Annotated in this window: 30 protein-coding genes and 4 tRNA genes; all 34 read left to right on the forward strand. The window is 45.4% G+C overall.

The genetic code is table 11. The features are described from left to right. The first annotated feature begins 287 nt into the window (after nucleotides 1–287). The 34 genes from U5O15_08555 (at nucleotide 288) to rpsH (ending at nucleotide 25520) form a co-directional block, all read left to right on the forward strand. A tRNA-Thr gene (locus U5O15_08555) sits at nucleotides 288–362 on the forward strand. Between the two features lie 116 nt (nucleotides 363–478). After that, nucleotides 479–563 (forward strand) — tRNA-Tyr (locus tag U5O15_08560). Nucleotides 564–613: 50 nt separating this feature from the next. After that, a tRNA-Gly gene (locus tag U5O15_08565) sits at nucleotides 614–689 on the forward strand. Nucleotides 690–715: 26 nt separating this feature from the next. Further along, nucleotides 716–788: transfer RNA gene (locus U5O15_08570), tRNA-Thr, on the forward strand. Between the two features lie 39 nt (nucleotides 789–827). Further along, complete coding sequence (gene tuf, locus U5O15_08575; protein MDZ7860695.1) at nucleotides 828–2021, forward strand: elongation factor Tu; 1194 nt, start codon at nucleotides 828–830, stop codon at nucleotides 2019–2021. A 29-nt stretch (nucleotides 2022–2050) separates the two neighbouring features. Further along, nucleotides 2051–2200, forward strand: coding sequence for a 50S ribosomal protein L33 (rpmG, locus tag U5O15_08580; protein MDZ7860696.1), 150 nt, complete (start codon nucleotides 2051–2053; stop codon nucleotides 2198–2200). Between the two features lie 139 nt (nucleotides 2201–2339). After that, nucleotides 2340–2528, forward strand: coding sequence for a preprotein translocase subunit SecE (secE, locus tag U5O15_08585; protein MDZ7860697.1), 189 nt, complete (start codon nucleotides 2340–2342; stop codon nucleotides 2526–2528). Between the two features lie 30 nt (nucleotides 2529–2558). Continuing rightward, nucleotides 2559–3302: a transcription termination/antitermination protein NusG gene (gene nusG, locus U5O15_08590; protein ID MDZ7860698.1), complete on the forward strand. Its 744-nt coding sequence runs from the start codon at nucleotides 2559–2561 to the stop codon at nucleotides 3300–3302. A gap of 54 nt (nucleotides 3303–3356) precedes the next feature. After that, entirely contained in the window at nucleotides 3357–3794 is a 438-nt protein-coding gene (rplK, locus tag U5O15_08595) for a 50S ribosomal protein L11 (GenBank protein MDZ7860699.1), read from the forward strand. A gap of 27 nt (nucleotides 3795–3821) precedes the next feature. Next, entirely contained in the window at nucleotides 3822–4523 is a 702-nt protein-coding gene (gene rplA, locus U5O15_08600) for a 50S ribosomal protein L1 (protein ID MDZ7860700.1), read from the forward strand. 19 nt (nucleotides 4524–4542) lie between these two features. Then, a complete protein-coding gene (rplJ, locus tag U5O15_08605) occupies nucleotides 4543–5064 on the forward strand; it encodes a 50S ribosomal protein L10 (GenBank protein ID MDZ7860701.1) in 522 nt (173 codons plus the stop codon). 313 nt (nucleotides 5065–5377) lie between these two features. Continuing rightward, nucleotides 5378–5740 (forward strand): 50S ribosomal protein L7/L12, encoded by a 363-nt coding sequence (gene rplL / locus U5O15_08610; GenBank protein MDZ7860702.1) that lies wholly within the window; start codon nucleotides 5378–5380, stop codon nucleotides 5738–5740. Nucleotides 5741–5806: 66 nt separating this feature from the next. Continuing rightward, the gene (gene rpoB, locus U5O15_08615) at nucleotides 5807–9583 is read left to right on the forward strand and encodes a DNA-directed RNA polymerase subunit beta (GenBank protein MDZ7860703.1); all 3777 of its coding nucleotides are present in this window, start codon (nucleotides 5807–5809) and stop codon (nucleotides 9581–9583) included. A 71-nt stretch (nucleotides 9584–9654) separates the two neighbouring features. Continuing rightward, nucleotides 9655–13707 carry a DNA-directed RNA polymerase subunit beta' gene (gene rpoC, locus U5O15_08620; protein ID MDZ7860704.1) on the forward strand — a complete coding sequence of 1351 codons (4053 nt, stop codon included), beginning with the start codon at nucleotides 9655–9657 and terminating at the stop codon, nucleotides 13705–13707. Between the two features lie 162 nt (nucleotides 13708–13869). Next, nucleotides 13870–14244: a 30S ribosomal protein S12 gene (rpsL, locus tag U5O15_08625; GenBank protein MDZ7860705.1), complete on the forward strand. Its 375-nt coding sequence runs from the start codon at nucleotides 13870–13872 to the stop codon at nucleotides 14242–14244. Nucleotides 14245–14272: 28 nt separating this feature from the next. Further along, nucleotides 14273–14743 carry a 30S ribosomal protein S7 gene (rpsG, locus tag U5O15_08630; protein ID MDZ7860706.1) on the forward strand — a complete coding sequence of 157 codons (471 nt, stop codon included), beginning with the start codon at nucleotides 14273–14275 and terminating at the stop codon, nucleotides 14741–14743. A 229-nt stretch (nucleotides 14744–14972) separates the two neighbouring features. Then, the gene (gene fusA, locus U5O15_08635) at nucleotides 14973–17051 is read left to right on the forward strand and encodes an elongation factor G (GenBank protein MDZ7860707.1); all 2079 of its coding nucleotides are present in this window, start codon (nucleotides 14973–14975) and stop codon (nucleotides 17049–17051) included. Between the two features lie 16 nt (nucleotides 17052–17067). Beyond that, the gene (gene tuf, locus U5O15_08640; GenBank protein MDZ7860708.1) at nucleotides 17068–18261 is read left to right on the forward strand and encodes an elongation factor Tu; all 1194 of its coding nucleotides are present in this window, start codon (nucleotides 17068–17070) and stop codon (nucleotides 18259–18261) included. A gap of 23 nt (nucleotides 18262–18284) precedes the next feature. Beyond that, nucleotides 18285–18593 carry a 30S ribosomal protein S10 gene (rpsJ, locus tag U5O15_08645; GenBank protein ID MDZ7860709.1) on the forward strand — a complete coding sequence of 103 codons (309 nt, stop codon included), beginning with the start codon at nucleotides 18285–18287 and terminating at the stop codon, nucleotides 18591–18593. A gap of 13 nt (nucleotides 18594–18606) precedes the next feature. Then, the gene (gene rplC / locus U5O15_08650) at nucleotides 18607–19233 is read left to right on the forward strand and encodes a 50S ribosomal protein L3 (protein ID MDZ7860710.1); all 627 of its coding nucleotides are present in this window, start codon (nucleotides 18607–18609) and stop codon (nucleotides 19231–19233) included. 14 nt (nucleotides 19234–19247) lie between these two features. Then, nucleotides 19248–19874, forward strand: coding sequence for a 50S ribosomal protein L4 (gene rplD, locus U5O15_08655; protein MDZ7860711.1), 627 nt, complete (start codon nucleotides 19248–19250; stop codon nucleotides 19872–19874). Nucleotide 19875: 1 nt separating this feature from the next. Beyond that, entirely contained in the window at nucleotides 19876–20178 is a 303-nt protein-coding gene (gene rplW / locus U5O15_08660; protein MDZ7860712.1) for a 50S ribosomal protein L23, read from the forward strand. A gap of 77 nt (nucleotides 20179–20255) precedes the next feature. Further along, entirely contained in the window at nucleotides 20256–21089 is an 834-nt protein-coding gene (rplB, locus tag U5O15_08665) for a 50S ribosomal protein L2 (GenBank protein ID MDZ7860713.1), read from the forward strand. A 66-nt stretch (nucleotides 21090–21155) separates the two neighbouring features. After that, nucleotides 21156–21446 (forward strand): 30S ribosomal protein S19, encoded by a 291-nt coding sequence (gene rpsS / locus U5O15_08670; GenBank protein MDZ7860714.1) that lies wholly within the window; start codon nucleotides 21156–21158, stop codon nucleotides 21444–21446. Nucleotides 21447–21467: 21 nt separating this feature from the next. Then, a complete protein-coding gene (gene rplV, locus U5O15_08675) occupies nucleotides 21468–21845 on the forward strand; it encodes a 50S ribosomal protein L22 (protein MDZ7860715.1) in 378 nt (125 codons plus the stop codon). 10 nt (nucleotides 21846–21855) lie between these two features. Continuing rightward, entirely contained in the window at nucleotides 21856–22536 is a 681-nt protein-coding gene (gene rpsC, locus U5O15_08680) for a 30S ribosomal protein S3 (GenBank protein ID MDZ7860716.1), read from the forward strand. 23 nt (nucleotides 22537–22559) lie between these two features. Beyond that, nucleotides 22560–22988 (forward strand): 50S ribosomal protein L16, encoded by a 429-nt coding sequence (rplP, locus tag U5O15_08685; GenBank protein ID MDZ7860717.1) that lies wholly within the window; start codon nucleotides 22560–22562, stop codon nucleotides 22986–22988. 48 nt (nucleotides 22989–23036) lie between these two features. Beyond that, entirely contained in the window at nucleotides 23037–23249 is a 213-nt protein-coding gene (gene rpmC, locus U5O15_08690; GenBank protein MDZ7860718.1) for a 50S ribosomal protein L29, read from the forward strand. Between the two features lie 40 nt (nucleotides 23250–23289). Then, entirely contained in the window at nucleotides 23290–23547 is a 258-nt protein-coding gene (rpsQ, locus tag U5O15_08695; protein MDZ7860719.1) for a 30S ribosomal protein S17, read from the forward strand. A 12-nt stretch (nucleotides 23548–23559) separates the two neighbouring features. Further along, a complete protein-coding gene (gene rplN, locus U5O15_08700; protein ID MDZ7860720.1) occupies nucleotides 23560–23928 on the forward strand; it encodes a 50S ribosomal protein L14 in 369 nt (122 codons plus the stop codon). Next, nucleotides 23928–24269, forward strand: a complete 342-nt coding sequence (gene rplX, locus U5O15_08705; GenBank protein MDZ7860721.1) for a 50S ribosomal protein L24 — start codon at nucleotides 23928–23930, stop codon at nucleotides 24267–24269. The genes rplN and rplX overlap by 1 nt, the downstream gene beginning before the upstream one ends. 57 nt (nucleotides 24270–24326) lie before the next feature. Beyond that, the gene (rplE, locus tag U5O15_08710; protein ID MDZ7860722.1) at nucleotides 24327–24887 is read left to right on the forward strand and encodes a 50S ribosomal protein L5; all 561 of its coding nucleotides are present in this window, start codon (nucleotides 24327–24329) and stop codon (nucleotides 24885–24887) included. A gap of 18 nt (nucleotides 24888–24905) precedes the next feature. Further along, nucleotides 24906–25091 (forward strand): type Z 30S ribosomal protein S14, encoded by a 186-nt coding sequence (locus tag U5O15_08715; protein ID MDZ7860723.1) that lies wholly within the window; start codon nucleotides 24906–24908, stop codon nucleotides 25089–25091. Nucleotides 25092–25124: 33 nt separating this feature from the next. Next, nucleotides 25125–25520 (forward strand): 30S ribosomal protein S8, encoded by a 396-nt coding sequence (gene rpsH, locus U5O15_08720; GenBank protein MDZ7860724.1) that lies wholly within the window; start codon nucleotides 25125–25127, stop codon nucleotides 25518–25520. Nucleotides 25521–25587 lie beyond the last annotated feature (67 nt).

Below are 25587 nucleotides of genomic sequence, written 5' to 3' on the forward strand. Positions count from 1 at the left end.
ATTTACAACAGGCAAATTATCAAAAAACCACTTTACATTTATTGAGCGTAACCATATATTGCAAAACCCGGTTGGATTGACCGGGTTTTTAGTTGTGACAAGTAGCAGACTTGTTGATATTTTCTGATTTATCTGTTGAGATGAAATGATATCTGAATTATTTGTTTTACGGATGGTGGATTTTATTGTTTTTTATTCAAGGAATCGACAGGTTTTTACTTGACATAAAACCTCTGAGAAAATATTATTGATTAATTAAGCCTTTTTAAGGGTGGAGTACGCCCTTTGCTGGCGTAGCTCAAAGGTAGAGCAACTGATTTGTAATCAGTAGGTTGGGGGTTCAATTCCCTTCGCCAGCTCCAGCTAATTGCAAGACCGGATAAAACAGCTTAGAAATAAATTTGCTGTAGCACACTGGAAGAATAGCTGAAAGTTAAATATTTCAGCCGTTCTGCCGGTCTTTTTGTTGAGGTAAGTGGGGGAGGTTCCCGAGTGGTCAAAGGGAACAGACTGTAAATCTGTCGGCGAAGCCTTCGGAGGTTCGAATCCTCCCCTCCCCACCAGGCTAATGCTCGTTATTCCCGAAGGATTAACGATGATTCGGGATTAAAGAGCGGGAATAGCTCAGTTGGTAGAGCGTCAGCCTTCCAAGCTGAGGGTCGCGGGTTCGAGCCCCGTTTCCCGCTCCAGTTTTAATTGTTGTGGGTTATACATTGCCCACGTAGCTCAGGAGGAAGAGCACGTCCTTGGTAAGGACGAGGTCACCGGTTCAAATCCGGTCGTGGGCTTAGAGAACATTATGTTTTTGAGCAGGAGGAAATACTCCAATGGCTAAGGAGAAATTTGAAAGGACCAAGCCGCATTTAAATGTAGGGACAATAGGGCACGTGGATCATGGCAAGACGACGCTGACAGCGGCTATGACGAAGCATCTGGCGACGAAGGGTTGGGCGGATTTCGTTCCGTTTGACGAGATAGACAAGGCGCCGGAGGAGAGAGACAGAGGCATAACGATAGCCACGGCGCATGTTGAATACGAGACTGAGAACCGGCATTACGCGCATGTGGATTGTCCCGGTCACGCGGATTACATTAAGAATATGATAACCGGCGCGGCGCAGATGGACGGGGCTATAGTGGTAGTGAGTGCCGCGGACGGGCCCATGCCGCAGACGAGGGAGCATATACTTTTGGCGCGGCAGGTTAATGTGCCGGCGCTTCTGGTATTTATGAACAAGACGGACATGGTTGATGATCCGGAGCTTATAGAGCTTGTGGAGCTTGAGGTGAGGGAGCTTTTGGACGAGTATGAATTTCCCGGGGACGAGATACCGATAATAAAGGGCAGCGCGCTTAAGGCTCTTGAGAGCGATGATCCGGATTCGGAAGAGGCCAAGTGTATATGGGAGCTGATGGATGCGTTGGACAGTTATATACCCGAGCCGGAGAGGGATTTGGACAAGCCGTTTTTGATGCCTGTCGAGGATGTCTTTTCGATAACGGGAAGGGGCACGGTAGGAACGGGAAGGATAGAGCGCGGGATAGTAAATGTAGGTGAAAATGTGGAGATAGTGGGGATAAGGGACACGCAGAAGACCGTAGTGACGGGAGTGGAGATGTTCAGGAAGCTTCTTGATGAGGGTAGAGCCGGGGACAATGTCGGGTTGCTGCTCAGAGGGATAAACAAGAAGGATCTGCTTCGAGGGATGGTAGCCGCGAAGCCCGGATCGATAACGCCTCATAAGAAGTTCAAGTGCAAGGTATATGTATTGAAGAAGGAAGAGGGCGGTCGTCACACGCCGTTTTTTGAAGGGTACAGGCCGCAGTTTTATTTTCGCACGACAGATGTAACGGGAGTAGCAACGCTGCCGGAAGGCACGGAGATGGTAATGCCGGGTGATGATGTTGAGCTGACGGTGGAGCTGATAAGCCCGATAGCGATGGAGAAGGAGTTGCGGTTTGCTATCCGTGAAGGCGGAAGAACCGTCGGAGCTGGTGTTGTAACTGAAATTATTGAGTAAGAATTTTTATATAAAAGGTGTAGCGAAAAATGAGACAGAAAGTAACTATGGCTTGCACGAAGTGCAAGAATAGGAATTACCAGACAACAAAGAACAGGCGTCTGCATCCTGACAGATTAGAACAGAAGAAATACTGCAGATTCTGCGGTAAGCACACGCTGCACAAACAAACGAGGTAGCGCGAGGCTAAGGGTTTCAAACAGCCGGCCAAGATACGCTGGAGTTCGCGCGTGTAGCGGCAAAGCGGAAATACAGCAGAGCAGCTCACGCGTTCTGTCAGAGAAAAGGCTGTTTTGTTGATGTACCATGGAGGTTGTAATGATAGAAAAAATTGGAAATTTTTTCAGAGAAGTAAAAGTGGAAATGAAGAAAGTAACGTGGCCTTCTCGTGAAGAACTGAAAGAATCCACAAAACTGGTAATTATTGCTTCCTTTGTAGTAACTGTTTTCATCGGTGTTGTTGATAACATACTTTCGTTTATCATCAGATATCTGCTGGGATGGTAATTCAGTTCAATTAGATTTTGAGGAAAAAGAATGGGCGAAGAAATTTCAAAAAATAAGACAGAAGAATTAGCTGATAAGGAAAATAAAAACAGCGTTTCTGATCAGGAGAATCACCCGGAAGAGAAGGCGGCTGAGGCGGGGAAAGCTGAGGATTCTTCAAAGAGCACCGCGCCAGATGAGCCCGAAGAGAGGGGTGAAGGTAAGGACGATCAGAATATTCAAAAGACAGAAGATAATGATCAATATAAAAATATGAAATGGTATGTCGTTCACACCTATTCCGGGCGGGAAAAGAAAGTGCGCGATTCAATAGAAAGAATTGCGAAAAATTCCGGATTAGAGGATAAGTTCGGGAATATACTTGTGGCAACTGAAGAAGTAGCGGAGATGAAGAAGGGTAAGAAGAAAGTAAGAGAACGCAAACTCTTTCCCAGCTATATAGTGATCCAGATGGAAATGAGCAATGAAACATGGAATCTTGTCGAGAATGTTACGGGAGTTACGCATTTTGTGGGGGGGAGAGAGAAACCCCTGCCCATTCCCAAAAAGGATGTGGACAGAATACTGGGAAGGATGGAGAAGAGAGAAGGGATTATTCCCGAAGTTCCTTTCACATTGGGTGAACACGTTAATGTTGTCGATGGACCGTTTTCTGAGTTTACAGGTATTGTTGATGAAATAAGCCCGGAACGGGGCAAATTGAAGGTCCTGGTAAGTATTTTCGGAAGAGAAACGCCGGTTGAGCTTGATTTTCTTCAGGTAAAGCCGCTGTAAGTCACAGAATTTCTCTAAGAATAAGGAATTTCAGATTGAGGAGAGTCGCGACCAATGGCTAAAAAAAGAAAAAAGAAGATTCTAAAGGTTATTAAACTTCAGATTCCCGGCGGAAAGGCTACGCCGGCTCCTCCTGTTGGACCAGCGCTGGGCCAGCTTCAGGTAAGTTCGATGGATTTTTGCAAACAGTTTAACTCGGCGACTGAAAAGATGGTTGGCAGTATTGTTCCCGTAGAGATAACTGTTTATGCTGATAAGAGTTTCACTTTTGAGACGAAATCGCCGCCGGCGTCAGAATTCTTAAGAAAAGCGGCAAAGATCGCCAAGGGTTCGGGGGAACCGAACAAGGAGAAAGTGGCGAAAATATCATTAGCCCAAGTAGAAGAGATTGCCAAAGAAAAAATGAAGGATTTAAATGCCTATAATCTTGAAGCCGCTGTAAAGATCGTAAAAGGCAGCGCCAGGAGTATGGGGATAGTTGTTGAAAACTAGGTTTTTAAGACAGAAAGTGATAGTAAGATGAAGCACGGCAAAAGATATGTGGACAACCAGAAAGAGATAGATCCAGCAAAAGAATATCCTCTAGGTGAAGCTGTGGAACTCATTAAGAGTCAGAAACCGGCGAATTTTGATGAAGGGATTGAATTTTCAGCCAGGCTCGGAGTCAATCCCAAGCATGCCGACCAGCAGGTAAGGGGAACGGTGATGCTTCCTCACGGAACGGGCAAGAAAGTAAGAGTTTTGGTTTTTGCCCAGGGCGACAAGGAACGCGAAGCTCTGGAAGCCGGAGCCGATTACGCGGGTTTTGACGAGTATATTGAGAAGATAAATGATGGATGGTTTGAGTTTGACGTTGCCATCGCGACCCCCGATATGATGAGCGAAGTCGGCAAACTGGGCCGCTTTTTGGGCCCCAGAGGACTGATGCCGAATCCAAAAGCGGGGACGGTGTCGTCCGATGTGACAAAGGCGGTCACTGAGGCAAAGGCGGGAAAGCTGGAATACCGTGTTGACAAAAACGGTAATATCCATGTTCAAGTGGGGAAGATGTCTTTCGATAAGGAGAAACTCGCTGATAATATCAGTGCGATAGTGAAAGAGCTTCTCAGAGCTAAACCTTCCGCCGCTAAAGGGAGATATTTCTTAACTATTTATATCTCAAGTACCATGGGTCCTTCCATTAAACTTGACAGAACATCAATAGTAGATATAGCGAGATAAAGGGAAAGGAGTATATCTGATGGTGCAGCAGGCCAAAATAGACAGAGTTGACGAGCTCGTAGAGCTCTTGAAAGGAGCTAAGAGTGTAATATTGAATGACTATAAGGGGTTGGATGTTGCCGCAATTTCGAAGCTCAGGCGAGAATGTTATGAAAATAATGTCACTTTCAGGGTTATCAAAAACACCCTGGCTGTCAGAGCGTTCGACAGTATGGGCATAGAGGGTATGAATAAATTTTTCTCCGGACCGACAGCTTTTGCTGTCAGCGCCGAAGAAGAAGTCCTGCCCGCTCAGATTTTAAAGAAATTTGCCGATGAACATGAATTACCCCGTTTTAAGGGGGCTTTGGTAAACGGCCGTATTCTCGATGAAAAAAAGACGGTCGCATTTGCGTCACTCCCGGGCAAAGCCGAACTTCAGGCGAAACTGGTTGGGACACTTCAGAATCCGGTGCGAGGTCTTATTAACTGCCTCGATGCTTCCCGTCGGAATCTTGTATATGTTCTCCATGCCATTTCCGAAAAGAAGGGAGCGGCTTAAGGCTCGGATTGTAAGATAAGACATGTTTTTTTGATAACTTTGAAATAATCTTGAAAGAGAGGTAAGAATGTCTGCCGATAAGAAGGAAGAGAAAAAGAAGAAAGAGGAAGTAGAAGTAAAAGAGGAGAAAGCTGAGAAGAAAGAGGACAAGAAAGAGGAAACCAAGAAGAAAGAAACTAAAAAGAAAGAGACGAAGAAGAAAGAAAAAAAGACTGAAAAAGAGGAAAAGAAGGAAGAAAAGAAAGAGGACAAAAAGGAAGAGAAATCTGAAGAGAAGGAAAGCGTAGAGCCTGAATCCGCAAATGTTAAGAAGATAGTGGATATGGTCAAAGAACTGACTGTAATGGAACTTTCGGAGCTCGTAGAAGTTCTCGAAGATCTCTTTGGTGTCAGCGCTTCTGCTCCCGTAGCTATGATGGCTGGAGGCGCCGCGGGCGCTCAGGCCGGCGGAGAGGAAGAAGAGCAAACTGAATTTGACGTGGTTCTGAAAGATATAGGAAGCCAGAAAATTCAGGTAATTAAGGTTATCCGGTCGATTACAGACCTGGGACTTATTGAAGCTAAGAAGCTTGTTGAATCCGCGCCGGTACCCGTCAAAGAGGGTGTCGCCAAGGATGAAGCGGATGAACTTAAATCTAAGATAGAAGAAGTTGGAGCTACCGTAGAACTTAAGTAATTTACTAGTTTGGTTGATGTTGAATATAAGACCAAAGAAAGGGAAGGGCCGTTTCGCATGATTAAAATGTCTAAGCGAATCGATTACAGAAAAACTCCCAAAGTGATGGGGCTTCCCCATTTGTTGGATCTGCAGCTATCATCTTATGACACTTTTCTCCAGCCGAAAGTTTCGAAGGAGAAAAGGAAAGACGTTGGGTTGGAGTCGGTTTTTAAATCGATATTTCCCATTGTATCATCGAGGGGTAATTTTTCACTGGAGTATCTTGGTTATAACGTAGGTGAACCGAAGTATTCAGTTGAGGAATGCAGGGACCGGGATCTCACTTACGCGGTTCCGCTGAAGGCTTCTCTGCGTCTTGTTATAATGGAAAAGGGTGCCGACAAGGAAGCTATAAAAGACATTATCCAGAGTGATGTCTATCTTGGTGAAATTCCTCTTATAACGGATAGAGGCACTTTTATCATCAATGGCGCGGAAAGGGTAATTGTAAGTCAGCTGCACCGTTCTCCCGGAGCGGTTTTCAGCGACAAATACCACGCTAACGGAAAAAGACTCTTCAGCGCCAGGATAATTCCATACCGGGGATCATGGGTGCAATTCGCGGTAGATGTCAATGACGTAATGTACGTTTACATCGACCGCCGCCGGAAAATGCCCGTGACGACACTTCTCAAAGCGATGGGGTTTGAGCCGGACAGCGCTATCATAAAGCTTTTCCACAAAAAAGAGGTTTATAAATTATCACCGAGAAAGAACAAGAAAGATAACGCTCTGATCGACAAAGCCGTCGCGGAAGATATTGTTGATCCCGAAACAGGCGAAATAATCATTGAGTGCGGCAAATTGATTACTGAAGAGATTCTAACATCAATGAAAGAGAGAAAGATCTCAAAACTTGTCCTTGTAAAAAAGAAGAAGGGACTTGACAGTGATGTTATTCTCAAAACTCTCGCTAAGGACAAGACTTCCAATAGTGAAGAGGCTTTGAAGCGGATCTACAATCTGCTGCGGCCCGGGAATCCGCCAACTCTCGAAACGGCCAAAGCTCTTCTTCAGAGGTTGTTCTTCAATCCGAAGCGATACGATCTGGCGAGGGTGGGGCGATATAAGATAAATAAGCGTCTTGGTATAGATGTTCCAATTGAAACGACGACATTAACGCCCAAAGACTTTATTGCCGTTGTGGCGAACCTTATCAATCTCAAGGAAACTGACGGCCCGGTTGATGATATTGATCATCTGGGCAACAGGCGTGTCAGATCTATAGGAGAACTTCTCTCAAATCAGTTTTCAATAGGTCTTTCCAGGATGGCCAGAATAATCCGTGAGAGAATGACTATTCAGGAATCAGATAACCCGACACCCTATGATCTGGTTAACGCGAGGACTGTCAGCGCCGTGATACAATCCTTTTTCGGAAGCAGTCAGCTTTCGCAATTTATGGATCAGACTAACCCTATAGCCGAGCTGACTCACAAACGGCGTCTTTCAGCCCTTGGTCCGGGCGGATTGACACGGGAAAGAGCCGGATTTGAAGTCAGAGATGTGCATTTTACGCATTACGGCCGCCTGTGTCCCATTGAAACACCCGAGGGACCTAACATAGGTTTGATTACGTCACTTGCTTCTTTCGGCCACCTCAATGAATTCGGTTTTCTGGAAACACCGTATTTGAAAGTGAAGGACGGTGTTGTAACTGATGAAGTAGAGATGTTATCCGCTGATATGGAAGATGACATGATAATAGCCCATGGGAGTTCACCGGTTGATAAAAAAGGGAAGTTTACTTCTGATAAAATAATGGCAAGAAGTAAAGGCGATTTCGTACTTGTGGACCCTAAGGGTATTAATTATATAGATATTTCAACGAATCAGCTTGTTGGTATATCAGCCGCTCTTATACCTTTCCTCGAACATGATGATGCCAACAGAGCTTTAATGGGCTGCAATATGCAGCGTCAGGCTGTTCCCCTTCTGAAACCTGAAGCGCCGTTAGTCGGGACTGGTCTGGAAAGTAAAGCCGCGTACGATTCCGGGGTTCTCGCGATTGCCAAGAGAAGCGGTACGGTGAAAAACGTTTCCGCTGACAGAATACAGATTTCTTACAATGTCGACAGCAGTGACAGCGATCTGGATGATTTCTCGGGATTCGGCGGGATTGACGAGTACAGGCTGGTAAAATACAAGCGTTCAAACCAGGATACTTGTATTAACCAGAAGCCTATAGTAAACCTCGGTGATAAGATTAAGAAAGGCGATGTAATAGCCGATGCTTCAGCTTCTGTTAAAGGCGATCTGGCTATTGGAAGGAATCTGCTTGTCGCCTTTATGCCTTGGCGCGGGTATAACTACGAGGATGCCATTGCCATTAGCGAGAGGCTTGTGAAAGAAGACGTTTTGACCTCTATTCATGTCGAAGAGTATGAATTGCAGGTACGGGACACTAAAGCCGGCAAGGAAGAGATCACAAGGGAACTTCCGAACGTGGGAGAGGACTCATTGTCCAACCTCGATGGAGACGGAATAATAATGGTGGGAGCCCGTGTTAAAACCGGTGATATTCTTGTCGGAAAGGTTACCCCGAAGGGTGAAACCGAACTTACTCCCGAAGAAAGGCTGCTTAAAGCGATTTTTGGAGAAAAAGCGGGAGATGTGCGTGACGCTTCCCTCAAGGCCGGAACCGGCATGGACGGGATAGTAATTGACGTCAAACTATTTTCCAGGAAAGAACGTGATGATAGGGCGAAAAATCAGGAAAAGAAAGAAATCAAGGCCCTTGAGAAAAAATTCCAGGAGAAGAAGGAATTCGTAAAAAGCAAAAGAAAAGAAAGATTGGAAAAGTTAATGCTCGGGCAGACAACCGAGAAGCTGATTCATTCTGAAACCGGCGAGATACAGGCAAAAGCGGGCAGGAAGATTACGGAAAAATTACTCGATACCATAGATGTTGATTATCTGCACTGGGGACTGCCTATAGTGAAGAATTCAAAGGTTGACGAAAAGATTCAATCTTTGATGGAGACCGCCACGAGAGCTATTGACGGGATAGACGCGAAATATGAAAAAGAGGTCGAAAGAGTAAAACGCGGCGATGAACTTCCCCCCGGTGTAAACAAGCTTGTTAAAGTTTATGTTGCCCGGAAGAGGAAAATAGCTGTTGGCGATAAGATTTCCGGCCGGCACGGAAACAAAGGGGTTATTTCTACAATAGTACCCGAAGAAGATATGCCTTACATGGAAGACGGCACCCCCGTTGATATCTTACTGAATCCGCTGGGAGTACCGAGCAGGATGAATGTCGGACAGATTCTTGAGACACACCTCGGCTGGGCCACGCAGAAACAGGGAGCGAGAGCGATCACTCCCGTGTTTAACGGAGCGACAGTGTCCGAGATTAAAGAGGCATTGAAGGAATCCGGATTGCCCGAAGACGGGAAGGCTGTCCTCTACGACGGCAGGTCGGGCGAAGTTTTCGATAACAAGGTTACAGTCGGATATATTTATATGATGAAACTCTCACACCTTGTTGATGATAAAATTCACGCGAGGTCTATCGGGCCTTATTCACTTGTTTCACAGCAGCCGCTTGGAGGCAAGGCTCAGTTCGGCGGTCAGAGATTCGGTGAGATGGAGGTATGGGCTCTTGAAGCTTACGGAGCCGCCTATTGCCTTCAGGAAATGTTAACTGTCAAATCCGATGATGTAAGCGGAAGAAGTAAAGTATATGAATCAATCGTAAAGGGTGGAACCGCGCCCGAACCGGGTTTGCCGGAATCGTTTAGTGTGCTGTTAAAAGAACTTCAGAGTTTGTGTCTGGATGTAAGTCTTGAAAGGGAATAAAGAGTTGGAGGTTTCCTTTGTATACTACCTTTTTTGATAAAAATCGAAATCACCCCGGCGGAATAGACGCTATGGGAATCAAGCTGGCTTCACCGGAAGCTATTCGTTCATGGAGTTACGGAGAAGTCTTAAAACCCGAAACCATTAACTATCGTTCTTTCAAACCGGAGAAGGACGGACTTTTCTGCGAGAGAATATTCGGCCCCGTCAAAGACTGGGAATGTGCCTGCGGTAAATATAAACGGATTCGTTACAGAGGGGTGATTTGTGACAGATGCGGCGTGGAAGTGACTCATTCGAAGGTGCGGAGAGAACGTATGGGGCATATCGAACTTGCCGTTCCCGTTGCTCATATATGGTTTCTGAAAGGCATTCCGAGCCGTATAGGATATATGCTGGGGATTTCAATCCGTAACCTTGAAAGAATATTGTACTATGAGTCCAGAGTTGTTATAGACCCCGGTGAATCAGGGCTTAAACATAAGCAGCTTATAGATGAAGAAACATATTATGAGCTTGTTGAAAAAGAGGTAGAATTTACCGCCAAGATGGGTGGAATGGCTATAAGAGAACTTCTCGCCCAGGTGGATATTGAAGAGGAATCTATTAATCTCAGAGCACAGGCGAAAGTCGAAACCTCAATGCAGCGCAAGAAAAAAGTGCTAAAGAGACTTAGAGTAATGGAAGCCTTTCTCGGCAGTCCCAATAAAGCGGAGTGGATGATACTTGAAACTATTCCGGTACTTCCGCCGGATCTGCGCCCGCTCGTTCCCCTGGAAGGGGGCAGGTTTGCGACATCTGATCTGAACGATTTATACAGAAGGGTTATTAACCGAAACAACAGGTTAAAGAAGCTCATTGAGATACGGGCACCCGAAGTAATATTGAGAAATGAAAAGAGAATGCTCCAGGAAGCTGTTGACGCTTTGTTTGATAACGGGAGGCGTTCCCGCCCGGTAAGAGGTCACGGGAACAGACCTCTCAAGAGTTTAAGTGATATGCTTAAAGGGAAAAAGGGCCGTTTCCGTCAAAATCTTCTGGGCAAGCGAGTGGATTATTCCGGGCGTTCAGTGATTGTAGTAGGTCCGGAGCTTGAAATGCACCAGTGCGGTATTCCAAAATCAATGGCTCTGGAATTATTCAAGCCTTTTATCATACGTAAGCTTGAAGAAAAGGGTTACGTGCAGACGGTAAAGAGCGCCAAGAAACTTGTAGAGAGGGAAAGGCCGGAAGTCTGGGATATCCTCGAAGAAATAATAAAGGACCATCCCGTTTTGCTCAACAGGGCGCCGACTCTGCACAAATTGGGTGTTCAAGGATTTCATCCGACCCTTATAGAGGGGAAGGCCATACAGATACATCCGCTTGTCTGCGCCGCTTTCAACGCGGACTTTGACGGCGACCAGATGGCTGTTCACGTGCCTCTGTCTCTCGAGGCGCAGCTTGAAGCCAGAACCTTGATGCTGTCGTCGAATAATATTATGTCTCCCGCCAACGGCGGAGCTTTGGCTACGCCTTCACAGGATATAGTGCTTGGTTCGTACTATCTCTCAGCCTCCAAAAAAGGGGTAAAAGGCGAAGGCAAAACCTTTTTCTCTTCCCGTGAAGCGATTATGGCAAAAGATGTCGGAGTTGTTGATATTCACGCTCTTATTAGAGTGAGGATTAACGGGGAGCTGCTCGAAACAACCGTCGGCCGGCTGATTTTTAACAACATTGTGCCTGAAGGTCTTGGATTCGTTAATGATCTTCTTGATAAATCCACTTTGAATAAACTGATCGCCAAAAGTTACAAAAAGATTGGAAATTACGCCACGGTGCGGTTCCTTGAGAGACTCAAGGAAACCGGGTTTAATTACGCGACAAAAGCCGGGATAACATTCGGTATCGATGATATTGTAGTGCCTCCTAAGAAATCGGATATGATTCAACGTGCTGAAAAAGAGATCGAAAAGATTTTAAAGCAGTATTCAAACGGTGTTATTACCGACGGAGAACGTTATAACAAGGTAATTGATATCTGGACTCACACTGCTAACGAAGTAGCGGAGAGAATGGATGACGCGTTGAGTGAAGATAAGGGAGGATTCAATCCCATATACATGATGGCAAATTCAGGGTCGAGAGGAAGCAAGGACCAGATACGTCAGCTTGCCGGAATGCGCGGTTTGATGGCCAAACCTCAGAAGACAATTACAGGAGGAATAGGTGAAATTATTGAAATGCCTATTACTGCTAATTTTAAAGAGGGTCTGTCGGTGCTGCAGTACTTTATCTCCACTCACGGTGCCAGGAAAGGACTTGCTGACACCGCTCTTAAGACAGCGGACGCGGGTTACCTGACACGGCGTCTGGTAGATGTCGCTCAGGATGTGATTATAACTGAATATGACTGCGGAACAATAAGAGGGATCGGCGCGACCGCGCTTAAAGAGGGCGAGGAGATTATCGAGTCTCTAAGCGACAGGATTCTGGGCCGCGTGGTAATAGATGATGTTGTAGACCCCCATAGCGGGGAAGTTCTGGCTGAAGCAGATAGTCTTATAGATGAAGATACAGCGGATGAAATCGAAGAGCGGGGAGTTTTGACCGTTAAGATAAGATCTGTGTTGACATGTGAGGCCGAGAGAGGAGCATGCGCTCTCTGCTACGGGAGTAATATAGCCAACGGCAAGATGGTTGATCTTGGTGAGGCGGTAGGTGTTGTCGCCGCGCAGAGTATTGGAGAGCCCGGCACTCAGCTTACATTGAGGACATTTCACGTTGGTGGAACGGCAAGCAGAATTGCTGAAACCACTCAAAAAACCTGTTCTCATGAAGGGTATGTAAAATTCAATAGAATAAAATATGTAGAGGACCGTAACAAGGAAACAAAGGTAATCGGTCGAAAAGGCGAAGCTGTTATACTAAGCAATAAAAAGGATAGGGTAAGAGCGCGTTTTGGTGTACCCTATGGAGCAATCCTGAAAATCAATGAAGGCGACCATGTTAAGAAGGGACAGATTGCCTATGAATGGGATCCCTATTCGAATGTTATTATCTCCCATAAAGGCGGTAAATTGCGTTTCCGCGGTATTGTAGAGGGTGTCACGCTGAATGAAAAACTTGATGATAAAACGGGCCTCAGACAGAGGATAATCGAAGAAGATCGCGATAAGAAACTGCATCCTCACATTGAAATGCTCGATAATAAGGGTAAAATAATCGGCAACTTCATTATTCCTACCGGATCGAGACTGGTAGTTCATGACGGTGACGATGTTCTTCCCGGAGATGTAATATGCAGGATTCCAAAGGAAATAACGAAAACACACGATATTACGGGAGGCTTGCCCAGAGTGGCGCAGCTCTTTGAAGTACGTAAACCCAAATCCGCGGCGATTGTTTCGGAGATAGACGGAAATGTTAAATTCGGGGCTGTCTCTAAGGGTATCCGCAAGATTGTAGTAGAAAATGACAGTGGTGATAAAAGGACCTATTCTGTCGCTCAGGGGAAACATCTAAGGGTCTATGAAGGTGACATTATCGAAGCTGGAGACAACCTTACCGAAGGTCCGGTTAATCCCTTTGACATTTTGAATATCAAAGGAGTTAACGCCGTTCAGGAATACCTTGTGAATGAAATACAGGAAGTATACAGGCTGCAGGGTGTTCATATAAATGACAAACACATCGAAGTTATTGTCAGTCAGATGCTTCAAAAGGTTCTAGTCGAAGATCCGGGCTCCACAGATTTCCTCGAAGGTGATGTGGTCAGCAAAAAGATATTTGAAAAAGAAAACGAGAAAGCCCAGAAGGGGAAAGGAACGCCGGCCACATTCAAGCCGCTGCTGCTTGGTATAACAAAGGCGTCTTTGAGCACCGACAGTTATATTTCGGCGGCGAGCTTCCAGGAAACAACGAGGGTTCTTACGGACGCGGCCACTCAGGGTAAAGTCGATGAATTGCATGGACTTAAGGAAAATGTTGTAATGGGCCACCTGATACCGGCCGGAACCGGCATGCGTAAGTATAAAAACGTTGAGCTCGTAGAAGATGTAACAGAGCAGGAGATTATGGAAAGAGATTTTACTGAAGAGGAATTGTCCGAAATAATTGATGATATGAAGGAGGGGGCTTCTTAAGGAATTGACGGGGAATTATCCCCGCGCAATGTGATACATTTATTACAATTAATGACTTGACAAGAACTTTACTAATTGATAGATTTACTATTCTGCATCCATTTGGTTGTGTTGTTGCCGGGGTGCTGGATTTATAAATAACTTGATCTGAAGAGGTGTTACGTGCCTACAATTAATCAACTTGTAAGAAAAGGCAGAAAAAAAATAAAGAAGAAAACGGGAGCACGCGCCCTGCAGTCATGTCCCCAGAAAAGGGGTGTCTGTACGCGAGTTTATACTTCCACACCAAAGAAACCGAATTCTGCCATTAGAAAAGTCGCGAGAGTAAGATTGACGAATAACATGGAAATTACCGCGTACATTCCGGGAGAAGGACACAATCTACAGGAGCATTCCATTGTGCTCGTTCGCGGCGGACGCGTAAAGGATTTACCCGGTGTTAGATATCATATTATAAGAGGGAGTCTTGACACAGAAGGAGTCGAAGGCAGAAAAGCCAGCCGCTCCAAATATGGTGTAAGAAGACCGAAAGAATAGGTCTTACTTCGTAAAGGAGAAAGAATAGATGCCCCGTAAAGGAAGAATAACAAAGAGAGAAATTCAACCTGAAGAAAAATATAATGATGTTGTTTTGGCAAGATTTGTGAATTACGTGATGGTTGATGGGAAGAAGAGCGCCGCGGAAGAGGCTGTGTATGGGGCGTTGGAAATCATAGAGTCAAAAACCGGCAAGGACGGCCTGGAAGTTTTTAAAAAAGCTCTGGATAACGTAAAGCCCATGCTCGAGGTAAAGTCGAGGCGTGTCGGTGGAGCAACATACCAGGTTCCTGTCGAAGTGAAGCATGACAGAAAACTGGCACTTGCAATGCGTTGGATAATTGGGTTTGCCAGGCAGAGGTCTGGTCATTCGATGTCCGATATGTTGGCGTCAGAAATAATCCTTGATTATAACAAGGAAGGTCCCGCGGTCAAGAAGCGCAACGATACTCATAGAATGGCGGAAGCCAATAAAGCGTTTGCGCATTATAAGTGGTAAAATGCCCGGTGCTATTTTTATGGCTGGATTGGAATAAAGGTTTTTCTGGGATGTAGGGTGGAGTCCATAAAGGTGTCCGAAATTATTTACGGATGTCAGTGGAGGTAGGGAATAAATAAATGTCTAGATTGCTAGTTTCTTGTAGCACTATAGAATATCTAGGGATTAACTAGTCCTTCAACCTTTTCGGTTGAGGGATTGGCGGTCCCAATACTGGAGAGGTTCTCTTTTGAGAAAGTATTCTCTAAATAAGACTCGAAACATCGGACTGGCCGCGCACATAGATGCGGGTAAGACGACGGTTACTGAAAGAATGCTGTATTATACAGGGAAAGTAACGCGGATGGGTGAAGTGCATCAGGGGAGCGCGGTAATGGACTGGATGGACCAGGAGAAGGAAAGAGGTATAACAATCACCTCCGCCGCTACTACCTGCTTCTGGAATGATAACAGAATAAATATTATCGACACTCCCGGACACGTTGATTTTACCGCTGAAGTTGAGAGAAGCTTCAGGGTAATCGACGGCCTGGTTGTGCTTTTCTGCGGCGTTGGCGGAGTGGAGCCGCAGTCCGAAACCGTCTGGAGACAGGCTGATAGATATAATATTCCGCGCATCGCGTTCATCAATAAAATGGACAGGGCTGGAGCGAACTTCCGTGATACAGTAGAAATGATGAGGAAGAAGTTTGACGTCAGTGTTTCTCCCCTGACGATTCCTATTTCTTCGAGGGACAAGTTCAGGGGGATGGTCGACCTTGTTAAAATGAAAGCCTTTTACTACGATGAGAATAGCCTCGGCGCGAAATATACAGAAGCAGAAATACCTGAAGGACTGCTTGACGAGTGTCTTCAGGCGCGCGAAGAACTGCTCGGGGAGTTGTCGGATTACAGTGATGATATTCTGCATCATGTTGTTGACGGAGCTGATGTTTCCGAAGAGGTAATAAAAGAAGCGTTGAGGGAAGCCGTACTTGATATTAAACTGATTCCGGTTTTCTGTGGTTCAGCTTTCAAAAATAAAGGGATCCAGATTCTTCTCAATGCCGTAACCGATTATTTACCCAGTCCGCTGGAAGTGCCTTCTGTTTCCGGAGTAAATCCCTTTACGGGCAAAGAAGAAACCAGAGAAGCTTCGGAAGAGGATCCGTTTTCAGCAATAGTATTCAAAGTCACGAGGGATCCTTTTGTCGGCAAGCTCCATTATATAAGAGTTTACAGCGGACAATTAGAGGCCGGCACGAATCTTATAAATGCTACTAATAAAAAGAAGGAGCGTTTTACGAGAGCTCTTATTATGCACGCTGATTCCCGGGAAGATGTAAAAAAGCTATACGCCGGCGACATCGCGGCGGTTATAGGACTGAAGCAATCAAGCACGGGAGACACGCTCTGTGATACAAAACACCCGATTAAAATGAGTGTGATGAATTTCCCGAAACCTGTAATATCTGTCGCGATTGAACCTCAAACTAAGGCTGAAGAAGAGAAATTATCCAACGCTCTGAGGGCGTTGAGTGATGAAGACCCCACCTTTCAGGTTAATGTCGATAAAGAAACAAGACAAACAGTTATCTCAGGAATGGGAGAGCTTCACTTAGAGGTACTCGTAGAGCGTATGCTGAGGGAATTCAAGGTCAAAGCCAATGTGGGGCGCCCCCACGTTGCTTATCGTGAAACAATAACAAAAGCGGTGAAAGCGGAAGGCAAATTTATCAAGCAAAGCGGCGGAAAAGGCCAGTACGGACATGTCATGGTTGAAATTGCTCCCGCGCCGGGAGAAGGGTTCAAGTTTGTTAACAAGATCAGGGGAGGGGATGTGCCAAAATCATTTATACCATATGTTGAGCAAGGAGCTAAAGAAGCGCTGAATGCCGGTCCTGTAAATGGCGCTCCCGTGATCGATGTCGAAGTAACGCTGGTTGACGGTTCATATCATGAAATTGATTCTTCGGACCTTGCCTTTCGAATCGCCGGCAACAAAGCTGTTGTCGAAGGGATAAGAAAAGCCGGGCCGGTTTTACTCGAACCCATAATGAATATTGAAATCGTCCTCCCCATTGATTATGTTGGTGATGTAATAAAAGATATTACCGTTAGAAGAGGTAAGATAGAAGGGATGTTCCATAGGAAGAGCGGCCAGGTGATTTCAGCGGTAGCACCGCTTTCGGATATGTTTGGATACGCAACAGGGCTGAGATCCCTGACTCAGGGGAGAGCCGTTCACACAATGGAATTTTCTCATTATGAAGTTGTGCCCGAGGAATTGATGATGCAAATTCAGGGCAGACTGAGAGGATTGGCGTAGTAAAGGAGAATTGATTATGGCTAAGGAGAAATTTGAAAGGACCAAGCCGCATTTAAATGTAGGGACAATAGGGCACGTGGATCATGGCAAGACGACGCTGACAGCGGCTATGACGAAGCATCTGGCGACGAAGGGTTGGGCGGATTTCGTTCCGTTTGACGAGATAGACAAGGCGCCGGAGGAGAGAGACAGAGGCATAACGATAGCCACGGCGCATGTTGAATACGAGACTGAGAACCGGCATTACGCGCATGTGGATTGTCCCGGTCACGCGGATTACATTAAGAATATGATAACCGGCGCGGCGCAGATGGACGGGGCTATAGTGGTAGTGAGTGCCGCGGACGGGCCCATGCCTCAGACGAGGGAGCATATACTTTTGGCGCGGCAGGTTAATGTGCCGGCGCTTCTGGTATTTATGAACAAGACGGACATGGTTGATGATCCGGAGCTTATAGAGCTTGTGGAGCTTGAGGTGAGGGAGCTTTTGGACGAGTATGAATTTCCCGGGGACGAGATACCGATAATAAAGGGCAGCGCGCTTAAGGCTCTTGAGAGCGATGATCCGGATTCGGAAGAGGCCAAGTGTATATGGGAGCTGATGGATGCGTTGGACAGTTATATACCCGAGCCGGAGAGGGATTTGGACAAGCCGTTTTTGATGCCTGTCGAGGATGTCTTTTCGATAACGGGAAGGGGCACGGTAGGAACGGGAAGGATAGAGCGCGGGATAGTAAATGTAGGTGAAAATGTGGAGATAGTGGGGATAAGGGACACGCAGAAGACCGTAGTGACGGGAGTGGAGATGTTCAGGAAGCTTCTTGATGAGGGTAGAGCCGGGGACAATGTCGGGTTGCTGCTCAGAGGGATAAACAAGAAGGATCTGCTTCGAGGGATGGTAGCCGCGAAGCCCGGATCGATAACGCCTCATAAGAAGTTCAAGTGCAAGGTATATGTATTGAAGAAGGAAGAGGGCGGTCGTCACACGCCGTTTTTTGAAGGGTACAGGCCGCAGTTTTATTTTCGCACGACAGATGTAACGGGAGTAGCAACGCTGCCGGAAGGCACGGAGATGGTAATGCCGGGTGATGATGTTGAGCTGACGGTGGAGCTGATAAGCCCGATAGCGATGGAGAAGGAGTTGCGGTTTGCTATCCGTGAAGGCGGAAGAACCGTCGGAGCTGGTGTTGTAACTGAAATTATTGAGTAACTGAGAATATCGGAGGTTGTCCGGTGGAAGGACAAAAAATAAGAATTCGATTAAAGGCATACGAACATACGATGCTTGATCGTAGCGCTGGAGAAATTGTAAGAACTGCTCGAAGGACGGGGGCCGGAGTCGCTGGACCTATACCGCTTCCAACAAAGAGGACTGTTTATACTGTGCTTAGATCTCCTCACGTTAACAAAAAGTCGAGAGAGCAGTTTGAAATAAGAGTTCATAAAAGATTGATTTGGATTACCGATGTTACACCAAAGGCGGTTGACGCTTTACAAAAGCTTGATCTTCCGGCGGGTGTGGATATCGAAATCAAAGTCTAATGTGGAGGACTAGATGTTAGGGCTGATTGGAAAGAAAATTGGAATGAGTCAGATATTCGGCGAGAATGGTGAAGCCGTTCCGGTATCGGTCATAAATGCCGGCCCGTGTCCCGTTGTCAGAAAGAAAACTGAAGCCAAACACGGGTATAACGCGATTCAGCTGGCCTTCGAGCCTATCAGACCGGTGAAATCGAATCTTCCGGAACTTGGACATTTCCGCAAAGCAAACCTTCCCCCCTATAAATACCTTCAGGAGTTTCGCGTTGACAACCCGGATGATTATGAAGTTGGGGATTTGGTCAATGTAGGTATATTTGAAGGGATAGAAAAGGTGGACGTGTCGGGAAAATCAAAGGGAAAAGGTTTTCAGGGAGTAATGAAGAGATACGGATTTCACGGCGGAAGAAAAACGCACGGCGGAAGAGGTCCCAGGTCTCCAGGCTCGGTGGGAATGGCCGCTTATCCGGGTAAAGTGATAAAGGGAAAGAAGCTTCCAGGCAGAATGGGAAATAAAAAAGAACATATAAGGAACATGCAAGTTGTCAATGTGGACACTGAAAATAATCTGTTGTTGGTAAAAGGATCCGTTCCGGGCGCGAGAAATAATGTGCTCAGAATAACAGTACAGAAATCAACATAAAAAGGGTTGGAATAATGGCAAGTGCTAAGGTTTATAATTTTGACGGAGAATTAAAAGGGAATATGGATTTGCCGGAATCTCTTTTTGAAGCTGATGTCGACAAATCAGTTTTGTACGATGTAATACGCGCTTATATGGCTAACAGGCGCAGCGGAACGGCCCAGGCGAAAAGTCGCGGAGAGGTTCGCTTCAGTAAAGCTAAACCGTACAGGCAAAAAGGAACCGGAAGGGCGAGAGCCGGCAAGAGGTCTTCACCGATATGGAAGGGCGGGGGTGTGGTATTCGGCCCCAGAAAAAGGGACTACAGGACCGATGTTCCCAAAAAGGTAAGAAGGAAGGCTCTAAAGAGTGTTCTTTCTGACAAGTTCAATGACGATTGTGTTGTAGTAGTTGAGGGTTTTTCGATGGAGAAGCCAAAGACAAAGGATTTTGTCAAATTTCTCCAGTCCGCCGGCCTGAATGGCAAGAAGATACTTTTTGCGACTGACGGGTTTGATGAAAATATCTATAAGTCCGTAAGGAATATCGCGGGAGTTGAGTTTATACTGGGACGTAATCTCAACGCCTATGAAATACTCAAGGCGGATGTTCTCCTTCTGACTAAGGAATCCCTTTCCTCTCTTGAGGAGGTGTTTGTGTAATATGGTAAATATTAACAAAGTAATTTTTAAGCCTGTTATAACGGAGAGAGCTACAAATCTTAAGGAGAAAAGCAACAAGTTCGTCTTTGAGGTTGATCCTAGAGCTAACAAGAAACAGATAAAAGAAGCCGTAGAAAGTGTATTTAAAGTAAAAGTCCAGAAAGTAAACACGAGTGTTCTGCGCGGCAAGATGAAGACAACTTTCAGAAAAGCGGGCCGGTTTACAGGCAAACGCCCCGATAGAAAGAAAGCGATAGTTTCACTTGCCAAAGGGGACACAATTGATATATTTGATGAGGTATAACTTAATAAATAAAAAGGAATTAAGTCTGGCTGAAAAGAAATAGATCGAATTGAATTTATAGAGAAGGAATTTGACGCATGGCTATTAAAAAATACAAACCCACCACTTCGTCACAGAGATATAAAACTGTAACCGATTATTCCGGGTTGAGTAAAAAAGCTCCCGAGAAATCCCTGCTCGAACCTATTAAGAGCAAAGGCGGAAGGAACAATAACGGGCGAATTACAATGCGGCGCCGTGGAGGCGGACACAAACGCAGGTACAGGAAAATAGATTTTAAGAGAGACAAGTATGGAATACCGGCAAGGGTGGTTTCTATCGAGTACGATCCGAACCGTTCAGCATTTATCTCCCTTTTAAATTACGCAGACGGTGAAAAACGCTATATTCTGACTCCGAGCGGGATAAAGGTTGGAGACAGTCTTGTTTCCGGAGAAGACGCGGGGATTCATATCGGAAACGCCTTGCCGCTCGAGAAGATACCAACCGGTATTTTTGTGCACAATATTGAAATGACAATTGGTAAAGGCGGGCAGATCGCCCGCAGCGCCGGCTCTTACGCTCAATTGATGGCGAAAGAAGGCGGAAAAGTACTGCTCCGCATGCCGAGTGGTGAAGTAAGGAAGGTCCGGAAAGAATGTTACGCCACTATAGGGCAGATTAGTAATATAGATCACGACAATGTCAAAATAGGGAAAGCCGGCAGGTCCCGGTGGCTCGGACGTCGTCCTAAAGTTCGCGGTGTAGTGATGAATCCCATCGATCATCCGCTGGGCGGCGGCGAAGGAAGAACCAGCGGGGGACGTCATCCCGTAACCCCGTGGGGCAAACCTACGAAGGGCTACAAAACCAGAAAGAAGAAGAAGAAATCAGACAAGGATATTGTTTATAGAAGGAAAAAGAAGAGATAGGAATAAAGGCAGAAAAAGATAATTTGTACTGTATTTATCATAGTGCAAAGAGGCTGGAGGAGATAAATGACAAGATCGTTGAAGAAGGGTCCGTACATAGACCCGAAGCTGCTTAGAAAAATTGAAAAAATGGATGAAATGGGTGACAGAAAAGTCATCAGAACTTGGGCCCGGAGATCTACGATTTCCCCGGAATTCGTCGGGCATACCTTCGCGGTTCATAACGGGAACAAGTTTATACCGGTTTTTGTTACTGAAAATATGGTGGGACATAAACTCGGGGAATTTTCGAAAACTAGAATATTCAGGAAGCATACGACTAAAGCTCAGAAGGAAGCAAGAGCGAAGACTCTTTAATATTGATGGAGGTAGGAGACGATGGAAGCACGCGCTATAGCGCGGGGAGTCAGGGTTTCAACAAGAAAGACAAGGCTTGTTGTGGATCTTGTGCGCGGGAAATCCGTAGAAAATGCGCTGCAGATACTGGAATATACAGGGAAAAAAGCGGCGAAAATTGTTCAGAAGACGATTCTTTCAGCCATGCACAATCTCGGCGAGAAATCGGATCATCCAATAGAACCCGCGGATATGCGGATTGAACAGATTTTCGTCGATGAGGGCAGGACGATGTACAGAATCAGGCCCAGAGCTCAGGGAAGGGCATACAGGATTCGTAAAAGAAGCAGTCATATTACAGTGATTATCAGTGATGAAGTTAACCGCAAGAAATTGAAAATAGCCGGAAAAGGTAAATAAGGAGGATATTTTGGGTCAGAAAGTTAATCCCGTTGGTATGAGATTGGGGATCAATCGAACGTGGGATTCAAGATGGTTTGCTAACAAGAACTACGCAGCTTGGCTTGAAGAGGATATTGTTATACGGCGTTATCTAAGGAGGCGTCTGGCGAGAGCGGGTGTTTCGAAAATAATTATAGAACGCCAGAGCGGGAAAATAAGAATATCTATTCACACGGCAAGACCCGGAATGGTAATTGGCAGAAAGGGAGCCGAAGTTGATTTTCTGAGCGAGGAACTTGCTCACCTTACAGACAAAGAAATAAATCTTGATATTAAAGAAGTTAAGAGACCGGAGATGGACGCGCGTTTAGTGGCTGAACATATAGCCGAACAGCTCGCTATGAGGGTTTCATTTCGACGAGCGATGAAAAAGGCCATTGGATCAGCTATGCGAATGGGGGCTGAAGGTATAAAAATTACATGTGCCGGACGCCTGGGCGGCGCGGAGATGTCCAGGGTTGAAAATTATATGGAAGGAAAAGTTCCGCTTCACACACTCCGAGCGGATATCGATTACGCTAATGCTATATCTTATACCACTTACGGCAAAATAGGTGTAAAGGTGTGGATTTATAAAGGAGAGCTTTTCTCGAAAGATTTCAAAGAGGAATTATCCAATGATGCTATGGAGGAGTCTTCACGCAAATAATAGGTAGAGAGAGGTTATAGTTTATGTTAATGCCAAAAAGAACAAAGTTTAGAAAGCAGCAGAGATCCAGGATGAGGGGGTTAGCGTATAGAGGTTGTGAAATCAACTTCGGCGAGTACGCTCTGCAGGCTGAAGCTCCGTACTGGCTGACCGGACGTCAGATAGAATCCGCGAGAGTTGCTATTATGCGTTATATACAAAGAGGAGGAAAACTCTGGGTTAGAGTGTTCCCCGATAAACCGGTTACGATAAAACCGGCCGAGACAAGAATGGGAAAGGGAAAAGGAACGCCGGAATACTGGGTTTGTGTAGTAAAGCCGGGGCGTATAATCTTCGAGCTCGAGGGCGTTTCCCGGGAAGTAGCCAGAGAGGCCATGAGGCTTGCTTCTTCTAAACTGCCTATTAAAACAAAATTTGTACGCAGAATTCCGACCGGGAAGGTTCCGGGATAAATCGCAACAATCGCAGTTTGATTTGCTGAAAGCAGGATGGTTTATAATATGAAAGCAGTAGAATTAAGAGAAATGATGCTGGAGGAATTGAGGGGAAGAGAGTTGGAGCTGATTGAAGAGCTGATTCAATATAAACTCCAGTTATCTATCAAGAGGATGGATAACCCTTTGAAGGTTAGAGAAACAAAACGGGAATTGGCAAGAGTGAAAACAATAATCAATGAGAAGATAAGAGAGGGGAAATCCAATCCGGATGCCTGATTGATTCTCTGCTTGAATGTTTCATTTGTGAGGAGACAAGATGACGGAAAGAAAAACCAGAAAGACCTTAGTGGGAAAAGTTATAAGTGACAGGATGAACAAAACGATAACGGTTTCCATCGAAAGACAACTGCTTCACGAAAAGTATAAGAAATATATAAAGAAGAGGTCTAAGATCTGGGTTCATGATGAAGAAGAAATGTGTAGTGTAGGGGATCAGGTAAAGGTTGTTTCAACGAGACCTCTCAGCAAACTTAAGAGATGGCGAGTTGTTGAAATTGTTGAGAAAGCTCAGTAGGAGAAAACAGTAATGATTATGATGCAGACAAATTTAGCTGTTGCTGATAATTCAGGAGCCAAGAGAGTACGGTGTATTAAGGTCCTGGGAGGGTCTAGGAGGAGATACGCGTCTATTGGTGATATCATCAGTGCTTCTGTTAAAGTGGCAGTGCCTGGAGGTGGAGTAAAAAAAGGTGAAGTTGTGAAATGTGTTATCGTGCGGACAAAGAAGGAAGTCAGGCGTGCTGACGGCAGTTACGTTCGTTTCGACCAGAACGCAGCCGTTATTATAAATGAGATTAAGGAACCCGTGGGCACAAGGATATTCGGGCCTGTGGCGAGAGAACTTAGAGAAAAGAACTTTATGAAGATAATATCTCTTGCTCCGGAAGTAGTGTAGTGAATGAAAGTGGAATTACGATGAGAATAAAAAAGGATGACAGAGTTAAGGTAATGGCTGGAAACTCGAAAGGGGTTGAGGGTAGAGTTCTTAAGGTGTTTCCCAAATCCCGGCGTGTTGTTGTCGAGAAGGTCAATATGATTATGAAGCATGCAAGGCAGACAAGCCAGCAGGATCAGGGAGGGATTATTGAAAAGGAAGCCCCTATTGATGCTTCAAATGTGATGTTGATTTGTCCGAAATGCGGTGAACTGACGCGCACATCAAATGTAAAGTTATCCGATGGACCTACAGTTAGGAAATGCGGGAAATGCGGAGAAACGTTGAGTGATGAAGCATAATAGTTATTCAAATAACAATTGGCATTTTAATTATTGGTTTAGATGGTGAGAAAAAAAATGGCTGTTACTAAAGATTTTGCTAACATAGAAAAATTATATAGGGATAAAGTTGTTCAGCAACTTATAAAGAAATTCGAGTACGGCAATGTCTTAGAGGTGCCCAGACTGAAGAAAATAGTATTAAATATGGGGCTCGGCAGTGCTAAGGATGACCCTAAAATACTCGATTCGGCGGTGGCTGACCTGGCCGCGATAACCGGCCAGAAACCCTTAATAACTAAGGCAAAGACCTCTGTCGCGGGATTCAACATCCGCGCTGGAGCACAAATTGGCTGTAAGGTCACTCTTCGCAGAGACAGGATGTATGAATTCTTTGACAGATTGGTAAATGTTGCTATACCGCGTATCAGAGATTTCAGAGGATTGAATACAAAAAGTTTTGACGGAAGGGGAAATTATTCCTTTGGAGTTGAAGAACAGGTTGTTTTCCCTGAAATCGACTACGATAACGTCAGTGAAGTAAGAGGGATGGATATTACTATTGTAACTTCCGCGAAGACTGACGAAGAAGCCAAAGAACTTATAACGTTGCTGGGAATGCCGTTACGTAAAGATTGATTAAAGGAGAGATGATTCGTGGCTAAGAAAAGTTTGATTGCCAAGGCGAAGAGAGAACAGAAATTCAAAGTACGGGAATATAACAGATGCGGCAGGTGTGGAAGATCGAGGGGATATATGCGTAAATTTGGCCTTTGCCGTATTTGTTTCCGAGAACTTGCTCTTGAAGGGAAAATCCCCGGAGTTGTAAAAGCGAGTTGGTAGATTAAAGAATCTTTTACATGAGGTGAAACCAAGATGATGACTGATCCAATTGCCGACATGCTTACGCGCATGAGAAACGCTTACAGAATAGGGATGAAACATGTCGATATTCCCGCTTCTAAAATTAAAGCGGAAATTGCCAAAGTATTGCTTACAGACGGATTCATAAAGGATATCAAATATTATGATGACGGGCTGCAGGGTGTAATAAGAATATATCTTAAATATACTGAGGATGATAAAAGTGTTATAGAAAAGATAGAACGCGTAAGTCTTCCGAGCCGCAGAGTGTATGTAGGTAAAGATAATATCCCCAGAGTTATGGGTGGATTGGGAACTGCCATAATATCCACTTCGAGAGGAGTTATGACAGGTAGAAAATGTCGTTCTGAGGGTATCGGAGGCGAAGTTCTATGCCATGTCTGGTAATTGATGCCGAGGCGCTGCCTGGAAGGGTGCCGGATAGTTTTATTGTAGATTTATATTACGGAGGTTA

This window comes from Candidatus Krumholzibacteriota bacterium (assembly GCA_034520215.1).
Lineage (GTDB): Bacteria > Krumholzibacteriota > Krumholzibacteriia > Krumholzibacteriales > WJIX01 > JAGHBT01.